The sequence below is a fragment of the Wolbachia endosymbiont (group A) of Ophion costatus genome, from assembly GCF_963969245.1.
Taxonomy (GTDB): Bacteria; Pseudomonadota; Alphaproteobacteria; order Rickettsiales; family Anaplasmataceae; genus Wolbachia; species Wolbachia pipientis.
This window is the reverse complement of the sequence record NZ_OZ017714.1, coordinates 992369-1011801: the sequence shown is the minus strand read 5'-3', so window position 1 is coordinate 1011801 and position 19433 is coordinate 992369. Positions and strand designations below refer to the sequence as shown.

Annotated in this window: 18 protein-coding genes and 5 pseudogenes; 10 read left to right on the top strand and 13 right to left on the bottom strand. The window is 36.0% G+C overall.

Annotated elements, in window-relative coordinates:
• Positions 1-58: 58 nt before the first annotated feature.
• A pseudogene (locus AACH21_RS05000) lies at positions 59-472 on the top strand (transposase); the annotation flags it as partial.
• On the opposite strand, the gene AACH21_RS04995 reads toward AACH21_RS05000, so the two are convergent.
• Positions 452-1021 carry a pyrimidine dimer DNA glycosylase/endonuclease V gene (locus tag AACH21_RS04995; RefSeq protein ID WP_338482350.1) on the bottom strand — a complete coding sequence of 190 codons (570 nt, stop codon included), beginning with the start codon at positions 1019-1021 and terminating at the stop codon, positions 452-454. The pseudogene AACH21_RS05000 and the gene AACH21_RS04995 sit on opposite strands and share 21 nt — an antisense overlap.
• A 20-nt stretch (positions 1022-1041) precedes the next feature.
• On the bottom strand, positions 1042-1986 hold the full coding sequence (locus AACH21_RS04990; RefSeq protein ID WP_338482349.1) for an Rpn family recombination-promoting nuclease/putative transposase: 945 nt from the start codon (positions 1984-1986) through the stop codon (positions 1042-1044).
• A gap of 129 nt (positions 1987-2115) precedes the next feature.
• Between AACH21_RS04990 and AACH21_RS04985 the strand changes: the two genes are divergently transcribed.
• The 5 genes and pseudogenes from AACH21_RS04985 to AACH21_RS04965 all read left to right on the top strand — a co-directional run.
• Complete coding sequence (locus AACH21_RS04985) at positions 2116-2682, top strand: helix-turn-helix transcriptional regulator (RefSeq protein WP_338482348.1); 567 nt, start codon at positions 2116-2118, stop codon at positions 2680-2682.
• Positions 2666-3013 (top strand): annotated as a pseudogene (locus tag AACH21_RS04980) (transcriptional regulator); the annotation flags it as partial. The gene AACH21_RS04985 and the pseudogene AACH21_RS04980, both read left to right, overlap by 17 nt.
• A gap of 299 nt (positions 3014-3312) precedes the next feature.
• Positions 3313-3897 (top strand): RadC family protein, encoded by a 585-nt coding sequence (locus AACH21_RS04975; protein WP_338482346.1) that lies wholly within the window; start codon positions 3313-3315, stop codon positions 3895-3897.
• Between the two features lie 201 nt (positions 3898-4098).
• Positions 4099-5043 (top strand): annotated as a pseudogene (locus AACH21_RS04970) (IS481 family transposase); the annotation flags it as partial.
• Positions 5044-5463, top strand: a pseudogene (locus AACH21_RS04965) (IS5-like element ISWpi1 family transposase); the annotation flags it as partial.
• A 541-nt stretch (positions 5464-6004) separates the two neighbouring features.
• Here the strand turns inward: AACH21_RS04965 and AACH21_RS04960 are convergent.
• From AACH21_RS04960 to AACH21_RS07155, 6 genes are all read right to left on the bottom strand, one after another.
• On the bottom strand, positions 6005-6307 hold the full coding sequence (locus tag AACH21_RS04960) for a type II toxin-antitoxin system RelE family toxin (RefSeq protein ID WP_236717735.1): 303 nt from the start codon (positions 6305-6307) through the stop codon (positions 6005-6007).
• On the bottom strand, positions 6285-6509 hold the full coding sequence (locus AACH21_RS04955) for a hypothetical protein (protein WP_010962565.1): 225 nt from the start codon (positions 6507-6509) through the stop codon (positions 6285-6287). Before AACH21_RS04955 ends, AACH21_RS04960 begins: the two co-directional genes overlap by 23 nt.
• Positions 6510-6603: 94 nt before the next feature.
• Positions 6604-8310 (bottom strand): arginine--tRNA ligase, encoded by a 1707-nt coding sequence (gene argS / locus AACH21_RS04950; protein WP_338482344.1) that lies wholly within the window; start codon positions 8308-8310, stop codon positions 6604-6606.
• A gap of 95 nt (positions 8311-8405) precedes the next feature.
• Positions 8406-8624 (bottom strand): hypothetical protein, encoded by a 219-nt coding sequence (locus AACH21_RS04945; RefSeq protein ID WP_077188094.1) that lies wholly within the window; start codon positions 8622-8624, stop codon positions 8406-8408.
• A gap of 195 nt (positions 8625-8819) precedes the next feature.
• Positions 8820-10535, bottom strand: coding sequence for an ABC transporter ATP-binding protein (locus tag AACH21_RS04940; RefSeq protein ID WP_338482343.1), 1716 nt, complete (start codon positions 10533-10535; stop codon positions 8820-8822).
• 874 nt (positions 10536-11409) lie between these two features.
• Positions 11410-12176, bottom strand: a protein-coding gene (locus tag AACH21_RS07155; protein WP_410529903.1) for an IS5 family transposase whose coding sequence is annotated in 2 segments (ribosomal slippage) — positions 11410-11849 and positions 11849-12176 — 768 coding nt in all. Because the reading frame shifts where the segments join, the coding sequence is not laid out codon by codon here.
• Between the two features lie 62 nt (positions 12177-12238).
• Between AACH21_RS07155 and AACH21_RS04925 the strand changes: the two are divergent.
• The 4 genes and pseudogenes from AACH21_RS04925 to AACH21_RS04910 all read left to right on the top strand — a co-directional run.
• Positions 12239-12421: pseudogene (locus AACH21_RS04925) on the top strand (PD-(D/E)XK nuclease family transposase); the annotation flags it as partial.
• A 358-nt stretch (positions 12422-12779) separates the two neighbouring features.
• Complete coding sequence (locus tag AACH21_RS04920) at positions 12780-13046, top strand: hypothetical protein (protein ID WP_338482311.1); 267 nt, start codon at positions 12780-12782, stop codon at positions 13044-13046.
• Positions 13047-13054: 8 nt separating this feature from the next.
• Positions 13055-14602 carry a group II intron reverse transcriptase/maturase gene (gene ltrA / locus AACH21_RS04915; protein WP_338482312.1) on the top strand — a complete coding sequence of 516 codons (1548 nt, stop codon included), beginning with the start codon at positions 13055-13057 and terminating at the stop codon, positions 14600-14602.
• A complete protein-coding gene (locus AACH21_RS04910) occupies positions 14599-15339 on the top strand; it encodes an Rpn family recombination-promoting nuclease/putative transposase (RefSeq protein WP_338482341.1) in 741 nt (246 codons plus the stop codon). The genes ltrA and AACH21_RS04910 overlap by 4 nt, the downstream gene beginning before the upstream one ends.
• Before the next feature lie 194 nt (positions 15340-15533).
• Here AACH21_RS04910 and AACH21_RS04905 read toward each other — a convergent pair whose 3' ends face one another.
• Genes AACH21_RS04905 through AACH21_RS04885 form a run of 5 tightly spaced genes read right to left on the bottom strand, consistent with a single transcriptional unit; the run spans position 15534 to position 18965 of the window.
• Positions 15534-16649: an FtsW/RodA/SpoVE family cell cycle protein gene (locus tag AACH21_RS04905; protein WP_338482340.1), complete on the bottom strand. Its 1116-nt coding sequence runs from the start codon at positions 16647-16649 to the stop codon at positions 15534-15536.
• Positions 16646-17362 carry a bifunctional demethylmenaquinone methyltransferase/2-methoxy-6-polyprenyl-1,4-benzoquinol methylase UbiE gene (gene ubiE, locus AACH21_RS04900; RefSeq protein WP_338482339.1) on the bottom strand — a complete coding sequence of 239 codons (717 nt, stop codon included), beginning with the start codon at positions 17360-17362 and terminating at the stop codon, positions 16646-16648. The genes AACH21_RS04905 and ubiE overlap by 4 nt, the downstream gene beginning before the upstream one ends.
• 53 nt (positions 17363-17415) lie before the next feature.
• A complete protein-coding gene (gene lipA, locus AACH21_RS04895; RefSeq protein WP_077188099.1) occupies positions 17416-18279 on the bottom strand; it encodes a lipoyl synthase in 864 nt (287 codons plus the stop codon).
• Positions 18272-18586, bottom strand: coding sequence for a 50S ribosomal protein L28 (gene rpmB / locus AACH21_RS04890; protein WP_006279619.1), 315 nt, complete (start codon positions 18584-18586; stop codon positions 18272-18274). The genes lipA and rpmB overlap by 8 nt, the downstream gene beginning before the upstream one ends.
• A 37-nt stretch (positions 18587-18623) precedes the next feature.
• Positions 18624-18965 carry a DUF721 domain-containing protein gene (locus tag AACH21_RS04885; protein ID WP_064125521.1) on the bottom strand — a complete coding sequence of 114 codons (342 nt, stop codon included), beginning with the start codon at positions 18963-18965 and terminating at the stop codon, positions 18624-18626.
• Between the last annotated feature and the right edge of the window lie 468 nt (positions 18966-19433).

The window sequence follows — 19433 nt, the reverse complement described above, 5'->3', positions numbered from 1 at the left end:
CTATTAGGCTAAACTACCATCTTTTTCTCTCTTTTCATATTTTTTGTCCACAGAGCCTAGCAAAGATGTAAAAGTTTTCATGAATGATTTGAAAAAAATATATCGTGCTTCAAGTAAAGAGATTGCTGAGAGTTATTTGCTTGAGCTGGAAGAAAAATGGAGTGAAAAATATCCCTTGGTTACAAAATCGTGGCAAAACAATTGGGAAAATTTATCTGGTTATTTTAAGTATTCTGGGCCAGTTAGAAAGCTGATTTACACTACCAATCCAATTGAGGGATTGCATAGACAAATTAGGAAATTTACTAAAACTAAGGGCTCATTTACTAGTACAAATGCCTTGTACAAACAGGTATATTGTGCTATAAAAAAGGTAGAGCAAAAATGGACTACAGCTTTGCCTAATTGGGCTTTAACTATGTCTCAACTTGATATCTTTTTTCCTGGTAGGTTAAAAATTGAGTTGAATTAAAAATGTGGTTTGACACACTTCTTTGAACGTTCCCGGATTTCCTACTATCCAACCTGGTGCTTCTCTTCCATTTTCCCACTTAGCGAATCTCATCTTTTCCTGTAGGTAATACTCCCTATAAGCTTTTACAGGATTAGTACATTTATACCGATCGGGCAGTGCTTGTATAAAAGCTTGCATATCAGCTGATCGAAAAATGAGTAAATCCTTATTACTATCACACCAATCTATTACTTCTTCTGATTTATGCTTTCTTTTGTATCGCCAAGTGTACTCTTTACATAATTCTTTTCCGTACTCTATCAACCAACAAAAGTTCCCTTTCGATTGCCTAGCCCACAAAGAACAAGGATGATTGCTGTGAGTGAGTTTATATGGAACTGCTATATTCTGATCTGTGGTACTGACAAAAGGATTTGGCGCTTTTAATGCTATTGAAAAAACATTACTTAATAACTGAGCAGTTTCTAATGGCATTTTTACTATATGCTTATCACATAACATTTGTGCTGCAATTACTGGGTTTTCATCTAGTACAAAGATGTTCATCTAGGTGTCAAAAGATAGAATCAGCTTAAGTCTTTAACTTCATCAGCTGTAAGACCAGTAGTTTGAGCTATAATATCAATAGAAACACCTGCTTTTAGTAGATTCTTTGCAACTGTTATCTTAGCTTGTTTTTCACCCTTCTCCGAGCCAATTTGAATACCTTCGGCTCTGCCTTTTTCATGTCCGATTTGGATGCCTTCTTCTTTACCTTCTTCTCTACCTTTTTCAGTAGCATCATCAAGTTTTTGAGCGAGGACAGCCTGTTCATCAAGAATACGTTTTATTTCCTGTTCATAGGCAATAAATTCTTTTTCTGACCAGTTAAATCTATTTAGCTCTTCATAGGCCTTTTTAATTATTACATCACTACCTATTATTTTTTCCAGCTCTTCTTCACTAGTCTCATCTGCATATTTAAAGAAGTAGATCCATTTTTCAACTATATTTGAAAGCTGATCCTCTTTGGTTTTTGGAAATTTTGGCAATTCAATAAATATGAAGTAAAAATCTTTTAGATCGTGTTCATTAGTATCTTCATCCCGAATAGTATGCTTTGATTTATACTCAGACTTGTCCGGAAACAGTATACAATCTGCTATAGCAATAAAGATAATTTCCTTAAGGTCATGGTATTGATCACCTTTATCCGCTTGTCTTGAATAGGCTTTAGCAGCGTAGTATTGGGCACGTTTTTCAAAGCCTTTAGTTTTAGCGACCTGCATTTCAACTATCACTTGCAGCCCATTTTCATCTCTACAAAGAACATCAACAATGCTTTGTTTTTTAGAAGCAATATCAGGGTCTTGAATAGTACTTAAAAACTCTATATCCCGTATTGCATTTTTTCCGGAAAAGCCGAGAATATCATTAAGGAAGTGAATAAGAATATCCTTATTTTTTTCAGTACCAAAGATGCGCTTAAATGATATATCATTCTTGGGATCGAGAAACTTAGAAAGAGCCATGACGAATTAACCTAAAAAGCATTGATAATTATACACAATTGTGAAGAAATATTCAACTAAAATTCAAACATAGAAAGAAGCATCCCTTTTGTATATCTTTATTTGGTAGTATTAAACTGTATAATATTTATGGCAAATATCTCTATAAGGTACCAGATAGCACAAAAAGTAAGGAGCTGGAGGTTAAAACAAAAATATACTCTGAAAAACTTAGCAAACAAGGCAGGCATAAACTATCATACACTGATAAGATACGAGCAAGGAACATGTGGCATTCCAACTGAAAAGCTAAAAGTTATAGCTGAAGCGTTATCAATCCCTATTAGAAATCTCTTTCCTAGACGAAAGGTGCTAAGAGAAGATAGTTGTTTTGACAAAGCTAAGACCCAAGAAATGTATAATTTCATAGAAAAAACAGGAGGACGCAAAGCAATTTACGCATTAACCAAATCTATCCGAGCTGAGGAAGAAAGTAATGTAAAAGCAGCAAGAATAAGAATTGCAAAGAATCTAGTTAAGGCGGGGTTTGATACTGAGATTATCTATCGAGCAACAGGCTTATCAACTGAAGAATATGCCGATAAAGAGAGATACGAGCCAAACGGAGGACAAGAGATAAAAAAGTGGAAGGGGATATACTCAAGAAGAATTAGCAAAAAAGCTAGATGTAGGACCCTCGCAGGTACACCATTATGAACAAGGTAGTGTTACTCTTTTAAGTGAAAGGTTATGGGAAATAGCAAAAGAATTATCAGTGAATGCTGAAGATCTGATAAAGGAAGAAGATAATTATGAAGATGGTGAAGCAGAAAATGAGTTATTAAGTTGGGCGAGGGAATATAGAAAAATTGACAATCAAGAATCACGAGATGAGCTAAATATATGGGTAGAATTTTTATTGCAAAGAAAGCAAATTTACAAAGAGAAGATTGATAAAATAGAGGGAATGAAAGTTGCAAATAATTTACTCAAGTTAGGTTTTTCTACTGATGTTATTTCTAAAATAGTAACAACTTCTTTTACATAAAGAATTAATTTTCAATTAGATAAAATAAGCATCTGCTAATATCTTAACTTCTTGATGAAAAAATAAGTAAAAAAGATTGAAAAATTGATTTGACTTCACTCGGAAGCTATGGCTTTATGCCAAGACTGCTAAAAAAGTAGCAGTAAACAATTAAAAACAATTTGTTATTAACGAGGAGTATATTTTATGAATAATAGTGAAAAACTTACAGAAGAAATAGAGAGAGTACTACAAAGCGGAGGAGGAAGTGCTCTATTTGATCGCGAAATAGTGGCAGTGCTCTATTTGATCGCGAAATAGTGGCAGTGCTTCTAGGAGCAGTTCATGACAGAAAGCAAGCACAAAATGTTACTAAAACTTTAATGGATAATTGCCCAGGAATAGGAGAAATTTTAGGGCGAGAAATCGATGACCTGAAAATGATAGACGGAATGACTGAACATGCAGCCGCAGCAATTGAATGTGTTAAAGAAGCTTACAAGAGGGCACTAAGAGAAGGGTTAAAGAGAGGACCTGTAATGGATAGCCAAGAAAAGCTCATAGAATATGTAAGGGTAAGTATAGGCTTTTCAGCAAAAGAAGCTGTCCAGATAATATATTTGGATACACAGTACCGTTTGATAAGAGACGAAGTGTATTTTGGTACAGTAGATGAGGTGCACCTATCTGAAAGGAAAGTGGTAAAAAAGGCATTATCAATGGAGGCAGCATCGATAATATTAGCTCACAACCATCCAGGAGGGAGTTTAGAACCATCAGAAGATGATAAAGTTATGACTAGAGAATTAGTGTCAGCATGTCAAGGAGTGGGAATTGAACTAGAGGATCACATTATTATGACAGACAAAGGATATTGCAGCTTTAAGGAAAGAGAGCTGTTATAAAGATGGATGCCAAATTTTTCAGGTTTGGGAAGTTTGGCTACCACTGCTAACCCGAATTCTGGATTAGAGATTAAAAAAAGCAAGAATATCAATAATTTTTAATTTGAGCATTTACGATAAAAAAGTTAATGAGCACCTGGATCTAAGATGTATGGTCCCAGAGAGTGATGGTATACTATCATCATCATTTAAGGAGTCATTATGGGACAGATATTACATGGGTGCGCCAAAACAACACAGACGATTCGTAGAGCAATACAAAATAGAAAAGAGAGCATAGCAAAACTCTCCAAGCATTATAACCTTAATCCAAAAACTATTATTAAGTGGAGAAAACGTTCATTTACGAAAGATGCTGATATGGGTCCAAAGCATCCAAGATCAACTGTTTTAACGCTAGAAGAGGAAGCTATAATAGTTACATTTCGCAAGTATACACTACTGCCACTAGATGATTGCCTTTACGCTCTGCAGTCTACAATTCCGCATTTGACTCGCTCTAGCTTGCATCGTTGTTTACAAAGACACAACATTAGCAGATTACCAACTGTTGATGGAGAAGTTAAGTCAAAAAAGAAATTCAAACAATATCCTATCGGTTACTTTCATATTGATATTGCTGAAGTTAGAACTGAGGAGGGCAAATTACATTTGTTTGTTGCTATTGATAGGACATCCAAATTTACCTATGTTGAGTTGTGTAACAGTGCTACAAAACCCATAGCTGCTGAGTTCTTACGTAATTTGATTAGAATTTTACCGTATAAAATCCATACTATTTTGACAGGTAACGGTATACAATTTACAAACCAGAAGCGTCATAAGTATGCTTTCCAACATATATTTGATAGAGTTTGCGAAGAGAATGTTATTGAACATCGTTTGACAAAAGTTAGCCATCCTTGGACGAATGGGCAAGTCGAGCGTATGAATAAAACTTTAAAGGATGCTACAGTTAAGAAGTATTACTATCAATCGCACCAGCAACTTAAAGAACACCTTTATAACTTTGTTATGGCTTATAATTATGCAAAGAGACTCAAAACTCTTAAGGGTCTTACTCCTTATGAATTTATATGTTATCAGTGGACACAGTCTCCAGAATTATTTATACTAAATCCACACCATCACACTCTGGGACCATACAAGGGTTTTATACTAGGTTGTTACGTAGGCGCTGCTAACGAAAATGATAGAGATGGTATTAAAATAGCATTAAACAATATGAGAACAAAATATACTAAAGTTAAAAAAATGTGGGCTGACATGGGATACCAAGGAAGAAATTTAAAGAATCACATAAAGGAAGAATATGACATAGATATTGAAATTGTTACAAGGCCTCCATGTAGATTTTGGGTGCACAAAGATACGCCACCTGAGCTACTACCAACAAGAGAACAAGGGTTTAAAGTACAGCCAAGAAGATGGGTTGTAGAAAGGACTTTTGCTTGGGTTAATAGGAATAGAAGGCTATCGAAGGAGTATGATTTACTCACAACATCCACTGAGAATTTCATATACCTAGCTATGAGTAGGGTTATGTTAAAGAGGGAATATGCTTGAATTTACTAGTTTCCGGACAACCTCTTACAATTTAAGAGCCCGTAAAGGGTGTCATTCCAGTGCCCCTGTGATGTATTCCAGTGCTTGACACTGGAATACAGTTTTCCATATAATCTCATCGAAAATGTTGTAACCACTTTCCATGCTAGTTTGCTTGTGAACAAGCAAACTTTTCTGGATCCCAGTGTCTGGGCACTGGGATGACAAGAGAAGGTACTAGCCTGACACCCTGACAACCGTCATCCCGCTGCTTGTTAGCGGGATCTATGCTAATGCCCTTTTATTCTTTCAATTATGTTATTTCCATTTAAATCTGTCTGTTCCGCAACTTCAGTGAATACAGTTGAATACTCCCTAAAACTGATTGTCATAACTTTACCCTACTTTGAATAATATTTTGATCATTACATATTGTAACAAAAAAAAATCAACTCATTTCTTCTAACGGCTCTATATTAAAGATAGAAAGTCCAGAAGCAATGACGTGTGCTAAGGCTTGGACAAGTTGCAGCGGTAAGGTTTAAGTTGTCTTCTTATATTTTTAATTGTGTAATCTCCTGTGTTTGTAAATGTTTTTTCTATGCCCCACTGCAGTAATAAGTACTCTGCGCTCTGAATGATTTATGCTGTAAATTATACAGTAGTTGCTAACCCTTATCCTATATTGCCCTCTAAAGCTATGACATAAAGGCTTTCCTAGATTAAAAGGATCAACTGTAAGGCGTTTCTTTATGGCCTCCTGAACCATTAATTTAATCTTTGCCGGAAGAGCTGGAATTTCTTTTTCAATAACATTTTTTAAGAATTTTATAGTGTAAGTTTTATTTCCAGATGTTTTCATCATCCTCTACTTCTTCTTCACCTTCAGAGAGGCGATCGTCAGCTATTTTGGATAGCTCTACATCTTCTTCGAACTCTTCTTCCACTAAATCTACTAAAACTTCAGGAATAGTTTTATTTTGAGTCTCTGCCATTTCTGTAAGATACTGAGCCAATTTACTGTCAAAACTTACATTAACATTGAGCTTTTTTTGACTGTGAGCCATATATTAACCAGAAAATACTACTATAAACTATAACATTTTTACTTAATTTTGTCAACTTCTCTATTCGTTGAAAAAACAATCTTGCATAAAAAAATCAACTCATCTCTTCCAAAGGCTCTATATTGAAGATAGAAAGTCCAGAAGCGATGACGTGTGCTAAGGCCTGCACGAGAAACATTCTTGCAGCGGTGAGGTTTAAGTTGTCTTCCAGTATGAAACGCATGTTTAAATCACTCTTGCCATACCCCCATAAAACGTGAAACGCTTCTGCAACTTCAAGTAAGTAGAAAGTAATTCTGTGTGGCTCACAAAGCCTTGCTGCAATTTCTACCACATCTGGCCACTTTGCTAAGGTTTTTATGAGGAAGAGCTCTCCACCTGTCCTTAAAAGTGAAGGATCTGCTGTTGGGAGCTCTTTTGGAGCATTACGCATTAACGAATGAGCACGAGCATGCGCATATTGCACGTAAAAAATAGGGTTGTCTTTTGACTGTTCTTTAACTTTAGCAAAATCAAAGTCCAAGACCATATCATTCTTGCGTGTTAGCATTATAAAACGAGTTATGTCCCTGCCAACTTCTTCCACTACATCTCTTGCTGTTAGGAAGTTTCCTGATCTTTTGGACATCTTAACAGGTTTGCCGTTCTCGAAAAAATTCACAATATTATGCAGTTTTACCTCTATTTTTGCTTGATCATCACTGAGCGCAGAGACGACTGCTTTAAGTCTTTTGACATAACCGCCGTGGTCACTACCAAGCTCTACGATCATATTGTTAAAACCACGTGATATCTTATCAAAATGGTAAGCGATATCCGAGGCAAAATAAGTCCAACTGCCGTCCTCTTTCTTCAATGCACGGTCAACGTCATCACCAAATTTTGTAGAGCGAAATAGCATCTCTTTTCTGGAAGTCCAATTTTCGCTTTCTTTGCCTTTTGGTTTCTCCAGGTACCCTTCATACACTAGACCCTTGTCAGACAATATCTTTATACTCTCTTCGATTTTGCCACTTTTTTGTAGCTCATACTCTGAAGTAAAAACATCATGATTTACTCCAAGTAAGTTCATGTCTTCCTTTATGAGTTCTAAGATAGAACTTAAAGTATAGTCTCTAATTATCTGATTATCTTGCTTTTTTAGAAGCTCCTTGCCATATTTTTTAGCCAACTCCTCCCCTATCGGTTTCAAATATTCACCTGGGTATAAACCTTTTTCGATGCTAACCTTCTCTCCCAGAGCTTCTTTATATCGAAGATACACTGACTTTATTAGTGTATCTATCTGCGCTCCAGCATCGTTAATATAGTATTCCTTAGTAACTTTATAACCAACTTTTTTCAATAAATTTGCCAGAACGTCACCAAATACTGCCCCTCTTGCATGACCAATATGCAGTGGACCAGTTGGATTTGCAGATACAAATTCAACATTAATGGCCTGATTGTTCCCTATATCTAGGGTGCCAAACTCTGTTTTTAGCTCATTTATTTGTTTTAAAATCCCATGCCATACTTTTATTTTTAAGTGTATGTTGATGAAACCAGGGCCCGCTATTTCCACTTTTGCAACTTCATCAAAAAGTTCAAATTCTTTGGCTAAAACCTCTGCAATTTCAATGGGATTCTTCTTTTCATGCTTTGCGAGCACCATAGCAACGTTTGTGTAAATGTCTCCATGTGCTCTGTTACTTGGGGGTTCTACGATAAAGTTTGTTGTATCTGTATTTATAATACCCCTTTGCTTCAACTCGTTTAATTTACTCAAAATTAAGGAAGAAGCCCTTTTGAAAATGTTCATCAACTAGAAAAACTATGAAAACCTCCAACAATATAGCGAATAAGTGGGGCTAGTTGAAGGTTTATCTTAACTATTTTATCTTCCTGGATCAGAGTTTATATTAAGTCGTTGCCGTAACCATGGTAAGAGAAAGCCATACCTTCACTGTAACCATCATTACCAGCATCAGGTTCTTTAACATCATCAGTTACTACCTGATCTTCAGTTGTGATTTTATCCTTGATCGTCTCGTCTACACCCTCATCACTATAAGAAAATTTGTTAGTATATGAATAGCGATTATTGATTTTATCACTATAGTTATGTTTTAACATAGAGACCTCCTATACAGTCAAAATTGGAATTACATTAAGATAGAACAAGCTATGAATATAACGTGAATGAAAGAAACTACAGATCACGAAATTTCCGGATAACTATGGAACCATTATAAAATAATAAAATTAAAAATTTAATAATTTTAATTATAAATCTAGCATATCAACTAACGGTATGATTTAAATTTTCTTTCAATTCCACTGTATCTTCGCCAGTTTTGCATATAGCCCGTCTTTACTTATTAGAGAGTCATGAGTGCCTACTTCTTCTACTTTTCCATGATTAATTACTATAATCTTGTCAGTCTTGAGTGCGGTTGATAGCCTGTGTGTAATTACGATTGTTGTTCTGTTTTGCATTAACTTGCTCAATGCTTTTTGCACGAGGTTCTCACTTTTGTAATCAAGGGCAGAGGTTGCTTCATCCAGTATTAAAACCTGAGGGTTTTTGAGTATGGCTCTTGCTATTACAATACGTTGTTTTTGTCCTTCAGAAAGTTTTAATCCTCTTTTTCCTACAAATGTATCAAATTTATCAGGCAGCTTATCAATAAATTCCATCGCATAAGCGCTGATGGCTGCTTGCTTCACTTCCTCATATTCGGCACCTGGTTTGCCATATAGTATATTTTCCATTATTGAGCAAGAGAATATCATGTGATCTTGTGGCACTAAGCCAAACAACGATCTGAGGTCATTTAGCGCAATTGACTTAATGTTGTGCCCATCGATAGTAATGCTACCTTTGTTTGGATCATGAAAACGGAGCAGAAGCTTTAAAATGGTGCTTTTACCACTGCCAGATGGTCCAACAATTGATACTGCTTGACCTGCCTCTATAGAAAATGATACGTTATTTAACGCTGGCTTATCAGACTGAGATTCATAAAAAAATGTTACACCATTAAACGAAATTCCTTTTTGAACACTACAAATTTTTATAGGATCATCGGGATCTGCTATAGAGCTTTTCATATTTTTAAATTCAAATAAACGCTCTACTATTCCAAGACCTCGTTGTAAATCACTGATATTATCACTCAAATTATTTATAGCTCCTGCTGCGAGCGCTGAATAAAACACAAATGAGGAGAGTTCTCCAATAGTTATATTATTGCTTAAGACTTCTTTAATACCAAAAAAGAGCAAAACAACTAGTGAACCTATCACACACGTGATAACTAGAGTTACTAAAATAGCACGCAAGAGTACTAATTTTACGTATGATTTTGATACTGAGTTTAAATGTTCCTTAAAACGGATTTTTTCGTTTTCCTCGAGTACAAACGATTTGATAGTCACTATAGATCTAAAATTTTCCTCACTAAATGACGCAAGCTCACTTAATTTATCCTGAGCAAAGCGTGCATAGCTACGCACTTTTTTTCCAAGTGAGGTCATGATAATGAGTAGTATAGGTATTATTGCGGCTGCATACGCAGTTAGTTGTATATTTGTATATAATAACATAGCAACACTGCCAATCAGAATCACAAAATTTCGTAATATGGTTAGTAAGCTGCTGTTTATTATTGATTGCAGCACAGAGGTATCAGTAATTAACGCTGAGATAACATCTTGTACGCCTGTGTTCTCAAAGAAACTTGGTTGCAAGTTAGTGATACTGCTATATAAGTCATATCTGATTCTTGCGATAACTTTCTCGCTGCCAATGCCAATGAAATATAACCGAGTAAATGCAGTGAGAGAAATGGCTAAAACTATAAGTATTGCAACTAATAGTTTGGTAGTAAAATCGTGCTCTGTGCCAGAATCAATTATATTGCTTAAGCCTCTGCCAAAGAGGAGGATCGTTAAGGCTGAAAATAAAACTGCAATAAAAGCTATGACAAAATAGGATAGATTAGGCTTTATATAGTAAAATAACTGCCTAATATTAGATCGCATCTTATTTTAAAGTTTCTAAAGTTAAGTATATAGATTTTAGTTTCAGGGGAAAGGTGTAGTATGAAGCAATTTAGGTTCTGCAGCTGTTATAGTCCACCAAGAAAGGGTAGTAGCCCGCAGAAACGAAAAACTTGCTTGACAAACTCCGCCAGTCCTCTTATCATGGTATTGAAGGTGTTCAGTTATCTTCATCTGTGCGGATTAAACAGCAAGAAAACAACGTAGTTGGCGTCTTATTTTTAATTTTTTGCACTATGTGCACCTTATGTCTTCACAACATTTCTAGGTTTTTACCTATATAAGCTGAAACGCGCTTATAAGTCGTTTAAGACAGTATAGTACGCCAATTTGCAGGATTAGAGAGTGACAACTAGCTAACACGGGGTTTCTTTTGCCTTTTTTTCTGCTTAGTAAATTTCTTAAACATTTAAACTAAGGTGAGTTGCATTTAAAAGCAGCTAAATCGCTCTTAATCAAGCGTTTTAGAATAAAAAAAACGCCGATATTTTAGTACATAGTAAATAGCCAACCACCATGGGGCTTCTTTTGCCTTTTTTTTCGTTTGGTAAATTTCTTAATGTTTATGGCTAAACGACAACCGTCATCCCGCTACGTGTTAGCGGGATCTCTTGTTAGCGCCGCGGCGGTATGACGGTTTGCGGTGGTATGACGATAACCTCGTCATCCCGCTACGTGTTAGCGCCACGGCGGTATAGCTATACTTAAAAATATGGTTGAATAGTTGTTAATAATAGTGTATAATTATTAATCTTTTCTCAGTATTTTTACTATGGCTCTTTCTAAATTTCTCGATCCAAAATTGGACCTAACATTTAAAAAAATATTTGGTACTGAGAGCCTGTCTTGAAAACATTTAAGTAGCTAATTTATTAAGCATAAGAGTAATCATATCAAAGAGAATATTAATCTTGGAGGTGAGAGGAGAGTGTTCATAATCCTTACTCATACGCCTAAAATTGGAGAGCCAAGCAAACGTCCGTTCAACAATCCATCGCTTAGGAATGACCTGAAACCCTACAGCATCACTAGCTTTTTTGGCAATTGTGAGTAGACATCCCGTTTTCAGAAAACAGTGATTTTGCAGAGCACCCGTATATCCTTGATCAGCAAAAAACTTCTGTAATGTTGGTATTTTCTTTTTCGCTTGAACAAAAAGACCCAAAGCTCCGTCACGATCTTGAACGCTTGCACTATGTACATCAGCGGTAATGATAAGACCCTGTGTATCTACAATAATATGACGTTTACGGCCTTTTATTTTCTTGCCAGCATCGTAACCTCTGGATCCCCTTTTTGAGTCGTTTTTACTGACTGACTGTCTATTATTCCAACCGATGGTGTATTATTTTTACCAACCATTTCTCTTACCTTTTTCACCAAAGTGTCATGTATTTCCTGCAATTTTCCGTTTTTACTCCACCTAAAATAATGATCATAAACTGTTTTCCACGGCGGAAAGTCTTTTGGCAGCATTCTCCATTGACAGCCACCTCTCATTATATACCTTATTGCATTAATAATTGCTCTGATGTTATGCTTCCTTGGCCTCCCTATTGCTCCTTGTGCAACATGTGGCTCCAAAATTTCCCATCCCTTATCACTTATATCGCTTGGATACAATTTTACCTCCTATTTTTTAACTTACCTTATCATACCCTTTTCTTTCTTTCAAGACAGCCTCTGAGAGAAATAAGAATATTCTTATTCATTTTTTGAACGATATTTTAGGATGTACTGAAGTCAACACTATACAAGAAGTAGAATTCTTAAGCACCATTATGGACCCTGAAATTGCTTCTGATAAACAAAGCATTGTTGATGTTCTTTGCAGGGATTCTAGTGGGAACAGGTATATAATTGAGATGGTGCGACCTGAAAGTCTTCGGTCATATTGTTTAAAAGGAGAGGAATTCATTCAGAAAGAAACTGAAAGGATTCTAAAACTTATTAAACCAGATGTTTTGCCGTCTGAGTCTACGCATCAGTGCGAATCGGGCAACCGGTTGGTGCCAAGCGATGCGGACAATGAACCTCCTCTTGAAAAAGAAGATGCTCAATCGTGAGAGGGGCATAAATTGCAAGCATCATGTGGTTGGAGGGCTAGGCTAGTGGTATGGTGAACGTAAGTGAAGCTTTATAAGTACCGATACGATGAAAGAGCTAAAGATGCTGATAAGCTCTGACCAAAAGGTAATGTGGATAAGTTACATTTTTCATTTCTAGATGTACGCAAATAATAACTCCACCGGTATAGAGAAGCCACCTAACCCACTATTGTATGACTGGAGAAACAGGGTAAGCCTGTATTTTCGCCTACATGGCAAGCAAACCGCAAGGAATGCTGATGGAAGTGCAGGTAAAGGAGAATGGAGAAAGCGAATGCCATTTTGTAACGAAATGGATAGAATTTGTAACATTAATTCGCGTGAAAACGAGCAGACTTCCGTTTGGTCCCTCGTGACAAGAAACTTTGTTAACCACTTAAGGTAGGAAAGCAGATGATTACAAGTAAACCTGTAAGTGCATCTACCAAAAGCTTTGAAGCATGGAAGCAGTTGCCATGGAAGAAATGCCAGAAAGTTATTGTGAGGCTACAAAGACGTATTGTTAAGGCTGTCCAAGAAGGAAGATGGGGTAAGGTAAAAACTTTACAACATCTTCTCACACGCTCTTTTAGCGGAAAAGCTTTGGCTGTTAAGAGAGTAACTGAAAACCAAGGAAAAAACACAGCGGGTGTAGATCGTCAACTATGGTCAACTTGCAATGCTAAATTTCAAGGAATAAAGCAGTTAAAGCAAAGAGGATATAAACCTTCTCCGCTAAAACGGATTTATATCAGTAAATCTAATGGCAAAAGAAGACCTCTTGGAATACCCACGATAAAAGATAGAGCCATGCAAGCATTATATCTGTTTGCTCTGGAACCGATAGCTGAAACGATCAGTGATCGTCACTCCTATGGCTTTAGACCTAAAAGATCCTGTGCAGATGCTACAGTAGCTTGTCATTTGTTACTGGCAAGTCGTAATCAACTACAATGGATACTTGAAGGTGATATCAAAGGATGCTTTGACAACATTAATCATGAATGGCTTATGAAGCATATTCCTATGGAGAAAAAAATTCTGCATAGTTGGTTCAAAGCTGGCTTCCTAGAATCAAAAACTCTGTATCCCACAACTGCAGGTACCCCGCAAGGTGGTATAATTTCTCCAATACTAGCCAATTTAGCCTTAAACGGACTTGAAAAGTTATTGGAAAGTCGATTTGGTAAACTCGGCAGTAGAAAAAGAAACAAAATCAGAAGTGGAGTGAATGTAATCAGATACGCAGACGACTTTATTATTTCAGGTTTCACACATGAAGTACTGGAAAAGGAAGTTAAGCCTTTAGTATCATCTTTTCTTCATGAGCGAGGTTTAATTCTGTCAGAAGAGAAGACAAAGATTACATCTATCACAACAGGGTTTGACTTTCTTGGTTGTAATGTACGTAGATATAATAAGAAGTTAATTATTAAACCTTCGAAAGAAAGTATTAAAAGACTTCTTAATAAAGCACGTACATTGATAAAAGCAAATATAGCGAACACTCAGGCTATAGTAATTAAGTCACTCAACTCTCTACTGAGAGGATGGGGAAATTACTATCACCATGTGTGTGCTAAAAAAGCGTTTAGAAAGATCGACAATGAAATTTGGCATAGTTTATGGAAATGGGCAAAGAAAAGACATCCTCGTAAAGGATTACGTTGGATAAAGAATCGTTACTTCAAAGTAATGGGTCAACGCCAATGGGTTTTTGCTGCACCCCTATGCAAGAACAAACCAAAAGAGATACGGTATTTAAGACTGCTTAAGCTGATTGATATACCTATCAGACGACATGTTAAAATCAGAGCGGATGCAAATCCCCTTGACTTAAAATGGAAAAAGTATTTTGATGAGAGAGTGAAACGAACAAGAATGTTAGCAAGCTCTTTCTCAAGAGAAGGTTCTCTACTGTTGGTGTCACCATTAAGAATGATGTTTCCTGAGGAATCATGAAGGACAAGCCGGTTCTAGAAAAGAAGAACTTAGATAAGGGGCTCAAGCGTAGTGTTGGGAAACCTGCATGCTGCGTTTCTAAGGGAGGGGGTAGTAGTAATACTGCTTCCTTACCTGACCAGCTCACTCGTGATAAAGGCTTCGAAAAACGCGCACAACTTTATGCTGCTAAGGCTTACTCAAGACAAGCTGATAAATCTGGTAAATACGTTGATTTAAAGAAGATTTTCTTTATCGCGATTTCAAATTGTACCTTATTCCCTGATAAGCTTGACTATATATCTAGCCATACCATAAGAGATGAGAAAACCAATGAACATGACTTAAAAGATTTTCAATTTATCTTCATAGAGCTGCCAAAATTTCCTAAGAGTAGAGCAGAACAACTAGAAAGTGTAGTAGACCGTTGGCTATTTTTTTTCAAATATGCAGATGAAACAACGGACGAAGATCTCAGAAAAATTGCGGAAAAATCACCAATAATAAAGCTAGCATATGATGAATTAGATAAGTTTCACTGGAATGAAAAAGATCTAATAGCTTATGAAGAAAGAATAATGGATCTGCGCAAAGAAGAAGCCATTCTTGAATACAGACTTGATCTTGCTAAAGAGGAAGGTAGAAAAGAGAGGGAAATTGAAGTCGCAAAGAATCTACTAAAAGCAGGTGTTTCTATTGATATTATAGCTCAAACTACTGGTCTTTCTATGAGTGAGATCAAAGAATTGCAGAATTAAGTGTGAATGGTTACGAAAAATATAAGTTTTTGCGATAAACGACATAGTGATGTATTTGTTGTTCAGCATGTCAGTGGAATATTTTCTGAAAAATTTCCACATAACTCTTTCAGATTTCATAATATCTCTTGCCACTCATCTGAACAGATACCCATTTTGGAGGGATACCAATAATAGTTGTGAGCGGTACAAGTTTAGTCCATATACCTTCCAAGCATAACACGCTCACGAAACTTTAATGCGATAGCTTGGTTTCTACTGAAAGACAGCATTATGCCAAGTGCGATGCTCGAAGATAAAAGAGAAGAACCACCATAGCTAAGTAATGGCAGGGTTATGCCGGTGGTTGGAAAAACACTCAATGTTACCCCTATGTTTATTATGAATTGTGTGATGAATTGAATTGAGATACCGAGAATCACCAACAGATTAAATAATTCATTTTCCCTATATGCAATGTAAAGCAAGCGGGCGGAAATGATGCCAAATAACATCAATGTGGCTAAGCACGTAATCAAACCAAATTCTTCTGCTAAAACAGAAAACACAAAATCTGTATGGCAATCAGGAAGAGAGGCTTTTACGCTACCTTCACCAGGTCCAACTCCAGTTAATTGACCTCTTTTGAATGCTTCTAATGATTTTGTGACTTGAAAGTTATCGCGTTGCGTAAAAAAGACAAAATTGTAAATCCTTTGCTTTATATGTGGGAGGCATAAGTAAGCTATTGTAGTTCCAGTTGTGGCCATTCCTATTATGCATAGAAAGTATAAAAGTGGTATACATGCAATAAACATTTGACCAATAAAAGAATATGTTAAAAGCATAGACATACTGAAATCAGGTTGCAAAAGTAACAACACAAAAACTAACAGAAATATTATGATTGATATGTGTATTTTAAACTTCATTTCGCTGGCCAAGATACTAGCTATAACAACAGAAAAAAATGGCCTTACGAACTCAGATGGTTGAACTGAAATTTTGACAATATGTAACCATCGTTTCGCACCTTTTACCTCTATACCAAGTATTATCGCAGTTGCTACTAGAATAGTAAATAAAGCGAAACCTGCGAATGAGAGGTTAAGTATAGTTCTTGTGTTGAGAAAAGAAAATGTCACCAAGGTAATTAGTGACAGGACTATATAAATTGTATGGCGCCGTATAAAATAATCTTGTGGTAAAGAAAGACGCTGCGCAATTACAGGGCTTGCTGAATAAACAAGAATGAAGCTTATAGTGAGCAAAAAAAACACTGGAAGGATGAAATAATAATCCAGCGTTCTATACCAGAGTTTAATATTCATTTTGTTCCAATGTGTAATGCCACTATTCCATAGCTCATATTATGAAACTCAACATTCTTAAAACCTACCTCTTCAATTTCCATTTTAAAATCAGCCTGAGTTGGAAACTCTCTAATGCTCTTCACTAAATATTCATAAGAACTCTTGTCTTTAGCAACTATGCTGCCAATTTTAGGAATTACTTTAAATGAATATAAGTCATAAAGTTTGGTAAATATCTCATTTTGATAGTGCATAGGAGCAAATTCTAAGCAGATAAATTTCCCATGTGGTTTTAATACCCTGTGCGCCTCATTTAAAGCCTTCTTGCGGTCAGAAACATTTCGAATACCAAAAGCTATTGTGCAATAATCAAATTCGGAGCCTTCAAATGGTAAACTTTCTGCACTTGCACATACCCAATCAAAATTAATTTGGTTTGAATTTATAGCTTTATCACGTCCTCTGTTTAGCATGTTTTGATTTATATCGCATACTGTAACCTTAGCACTTGGCTCTTTTCTTACTACTCTTATTGCTATATCTCCAGTTCCTCCAGCAACATCTAAAACCTGAGAGTTTTTTGTAAAATGCACACTATTTACCATCTTATCTTTCCATAATCTGTGCATTCCGAGGCTCATTATATCATTCATGGTGTCGTAGCGACTTGCCACGGAATCGAATACCTCTTTAACTAATTGTGATTTCTTCTCGATTTTTATAGTAGACATTACGTAAAAACTCCTTTATAATTAGCAAAAATTAATTTGAATTAACACAAATGTCAACGACAGGCCTTGAGCCTGTTAAAATCTTCTTCAGCGTGGTATGATGACCGAGTTAGTGGGCTTGATGCAACCACTAGGAACCCTTTGGAGTAAGCGATATATTTATAATGCTCAAATTCCTCTGGGGTAACATACCTATCAAGTTTTGCATGTTTTGGAGTTGGTTGTAGATATTGACCAATTGTAATAAAATCAACCTCAGCACTGCGCAAATCGTCCATAACCTGCAGTATTTCCTCTTTTGTTTCTCCAAGACCGACCATAAGCCCTGACTTTGTGAAAACTTTGGGATTAATCTGCTTTACCATCTTCAGTAAATATAGTGAATGAAAATAGCGAGCTCGTGGTCTTATTTTTGCATACAATCTCGGCACTGTTTCAATATTGTGGTTATAGACATCAGGTGATGCAACAGCGATTGCTTCAAATGCTCCTTTCTTATTTAAAAAATCAGGAGTTAAAATCTCTATTGTTGTTTCTGAAGTTATCTTTCTAATTTCTTCTATGCACTGTATAAACTGATTTGCGCCACCATCTGGCAAATCATCACGATCAACGGAAGTAATAACAACATGCTTTAAGTTTAACTTTTTTATTGCTTTTGCTAAATTTTCTGGTTCATGAGGATCTAGTTTATCAGGAATGCCAGTTGCAACGTTGCAAAATGCACAAGCACGAGTGCAAACAGAACCGAGAATCATTACAGTAGCATGACGTTTATTCCAACATTCACCAATGTTTGGACATGCAGCCTCTTCGCACACTGTATGCAAGTTATGCAGTTTAACGATGTTTAAGGTCTCATTGAATACTTCACCGGTCGGAGCTTTTGCTCTGAGCCATTGAGGTTTGTTATGCATCTGAAACGGCTAACTCTACCTCTTGCTTTACTAAAACTTTTTTCAACCTTCTTTTTATCTTCTGCGCTTTCTCACTTAGTTTAATCGTTCTTGTGTTGAGCAAAAAAGCATCTAAATCACCTTTGTAATCTATAGTTCTCAAAGTTCTTGTTGCCACACGAAATCTAAACTTTTTATTTAATATATCACTTGTCAACGTAACCTTATGTAAATTTAAAAGAAAGGTACGCTTTGTTTTACGATTCGAATGTGATACCTTATTACCAAAAGATTTTTTTCTATTTGTTAATTCACAAACTCTACTCACTTCAATATACCAAATTATTCTATGTACTTAGATTACCTTATATAGTCAAATAGTCAATACTCTCTTGCTTAATTTTTATACCATATACTGCTTTATAGCCAAAAAATATCGTAATTTTTTCTATTATAAGAGAAATCATATGCTGAATTTCCAATGCTTTGCTGCCATTTGTTACTACCAGATGCAACACACCCGAATTTATATTCTGTGCATATGAGATCTTTTTCGGTTTTGTACACTCTGCTATTTCTTTCCCTACTATATTTCGCCAGTTTAAAATCAGACGTATTTCATTTTTACTAATCTTATTTTTCATGCATTTTAATGCATAGTTTTCAATTATAGACTTTAATTTTTTTGGACCGCTGTGTTTGAGCATTTTTCTGTTTTGTTTCTAGTATAACTAAATAAGTAAGGTTTACCACTACATTGGATTTCTTAAAGCCCTGTCATTCCAGTGCGTACTGCACAAACATTGTAATTTGAGTCCACCAGGGAGGATGTCATCCCAGTGCTCAGACACATAGCTGTACGAACATTCATTTTTGAAGGTAAATTGCACAGCAAATGGTGTCATTCGAGTCTGGAATCCAGAAATTTTGCTTATAACTGAGCTGATGAGCTAAAGGTAGTTGTCTTACGCTAAAATAAACGTTTTTAATTAAGTTGCATAGAACCAGTGTCAAGCACTGGCATGACACCATTTGCTGTGTTTAACAAAAATAAATGTTCGTACAGTTGTGTAGCTGACACTGGGATGACAACCTTCTAACTGCTTTACAAACCTCTAGCCTCACACCATAAAAGCAGTATTTTTATGTAAAATTTATCTCAACGTAGCACTTGT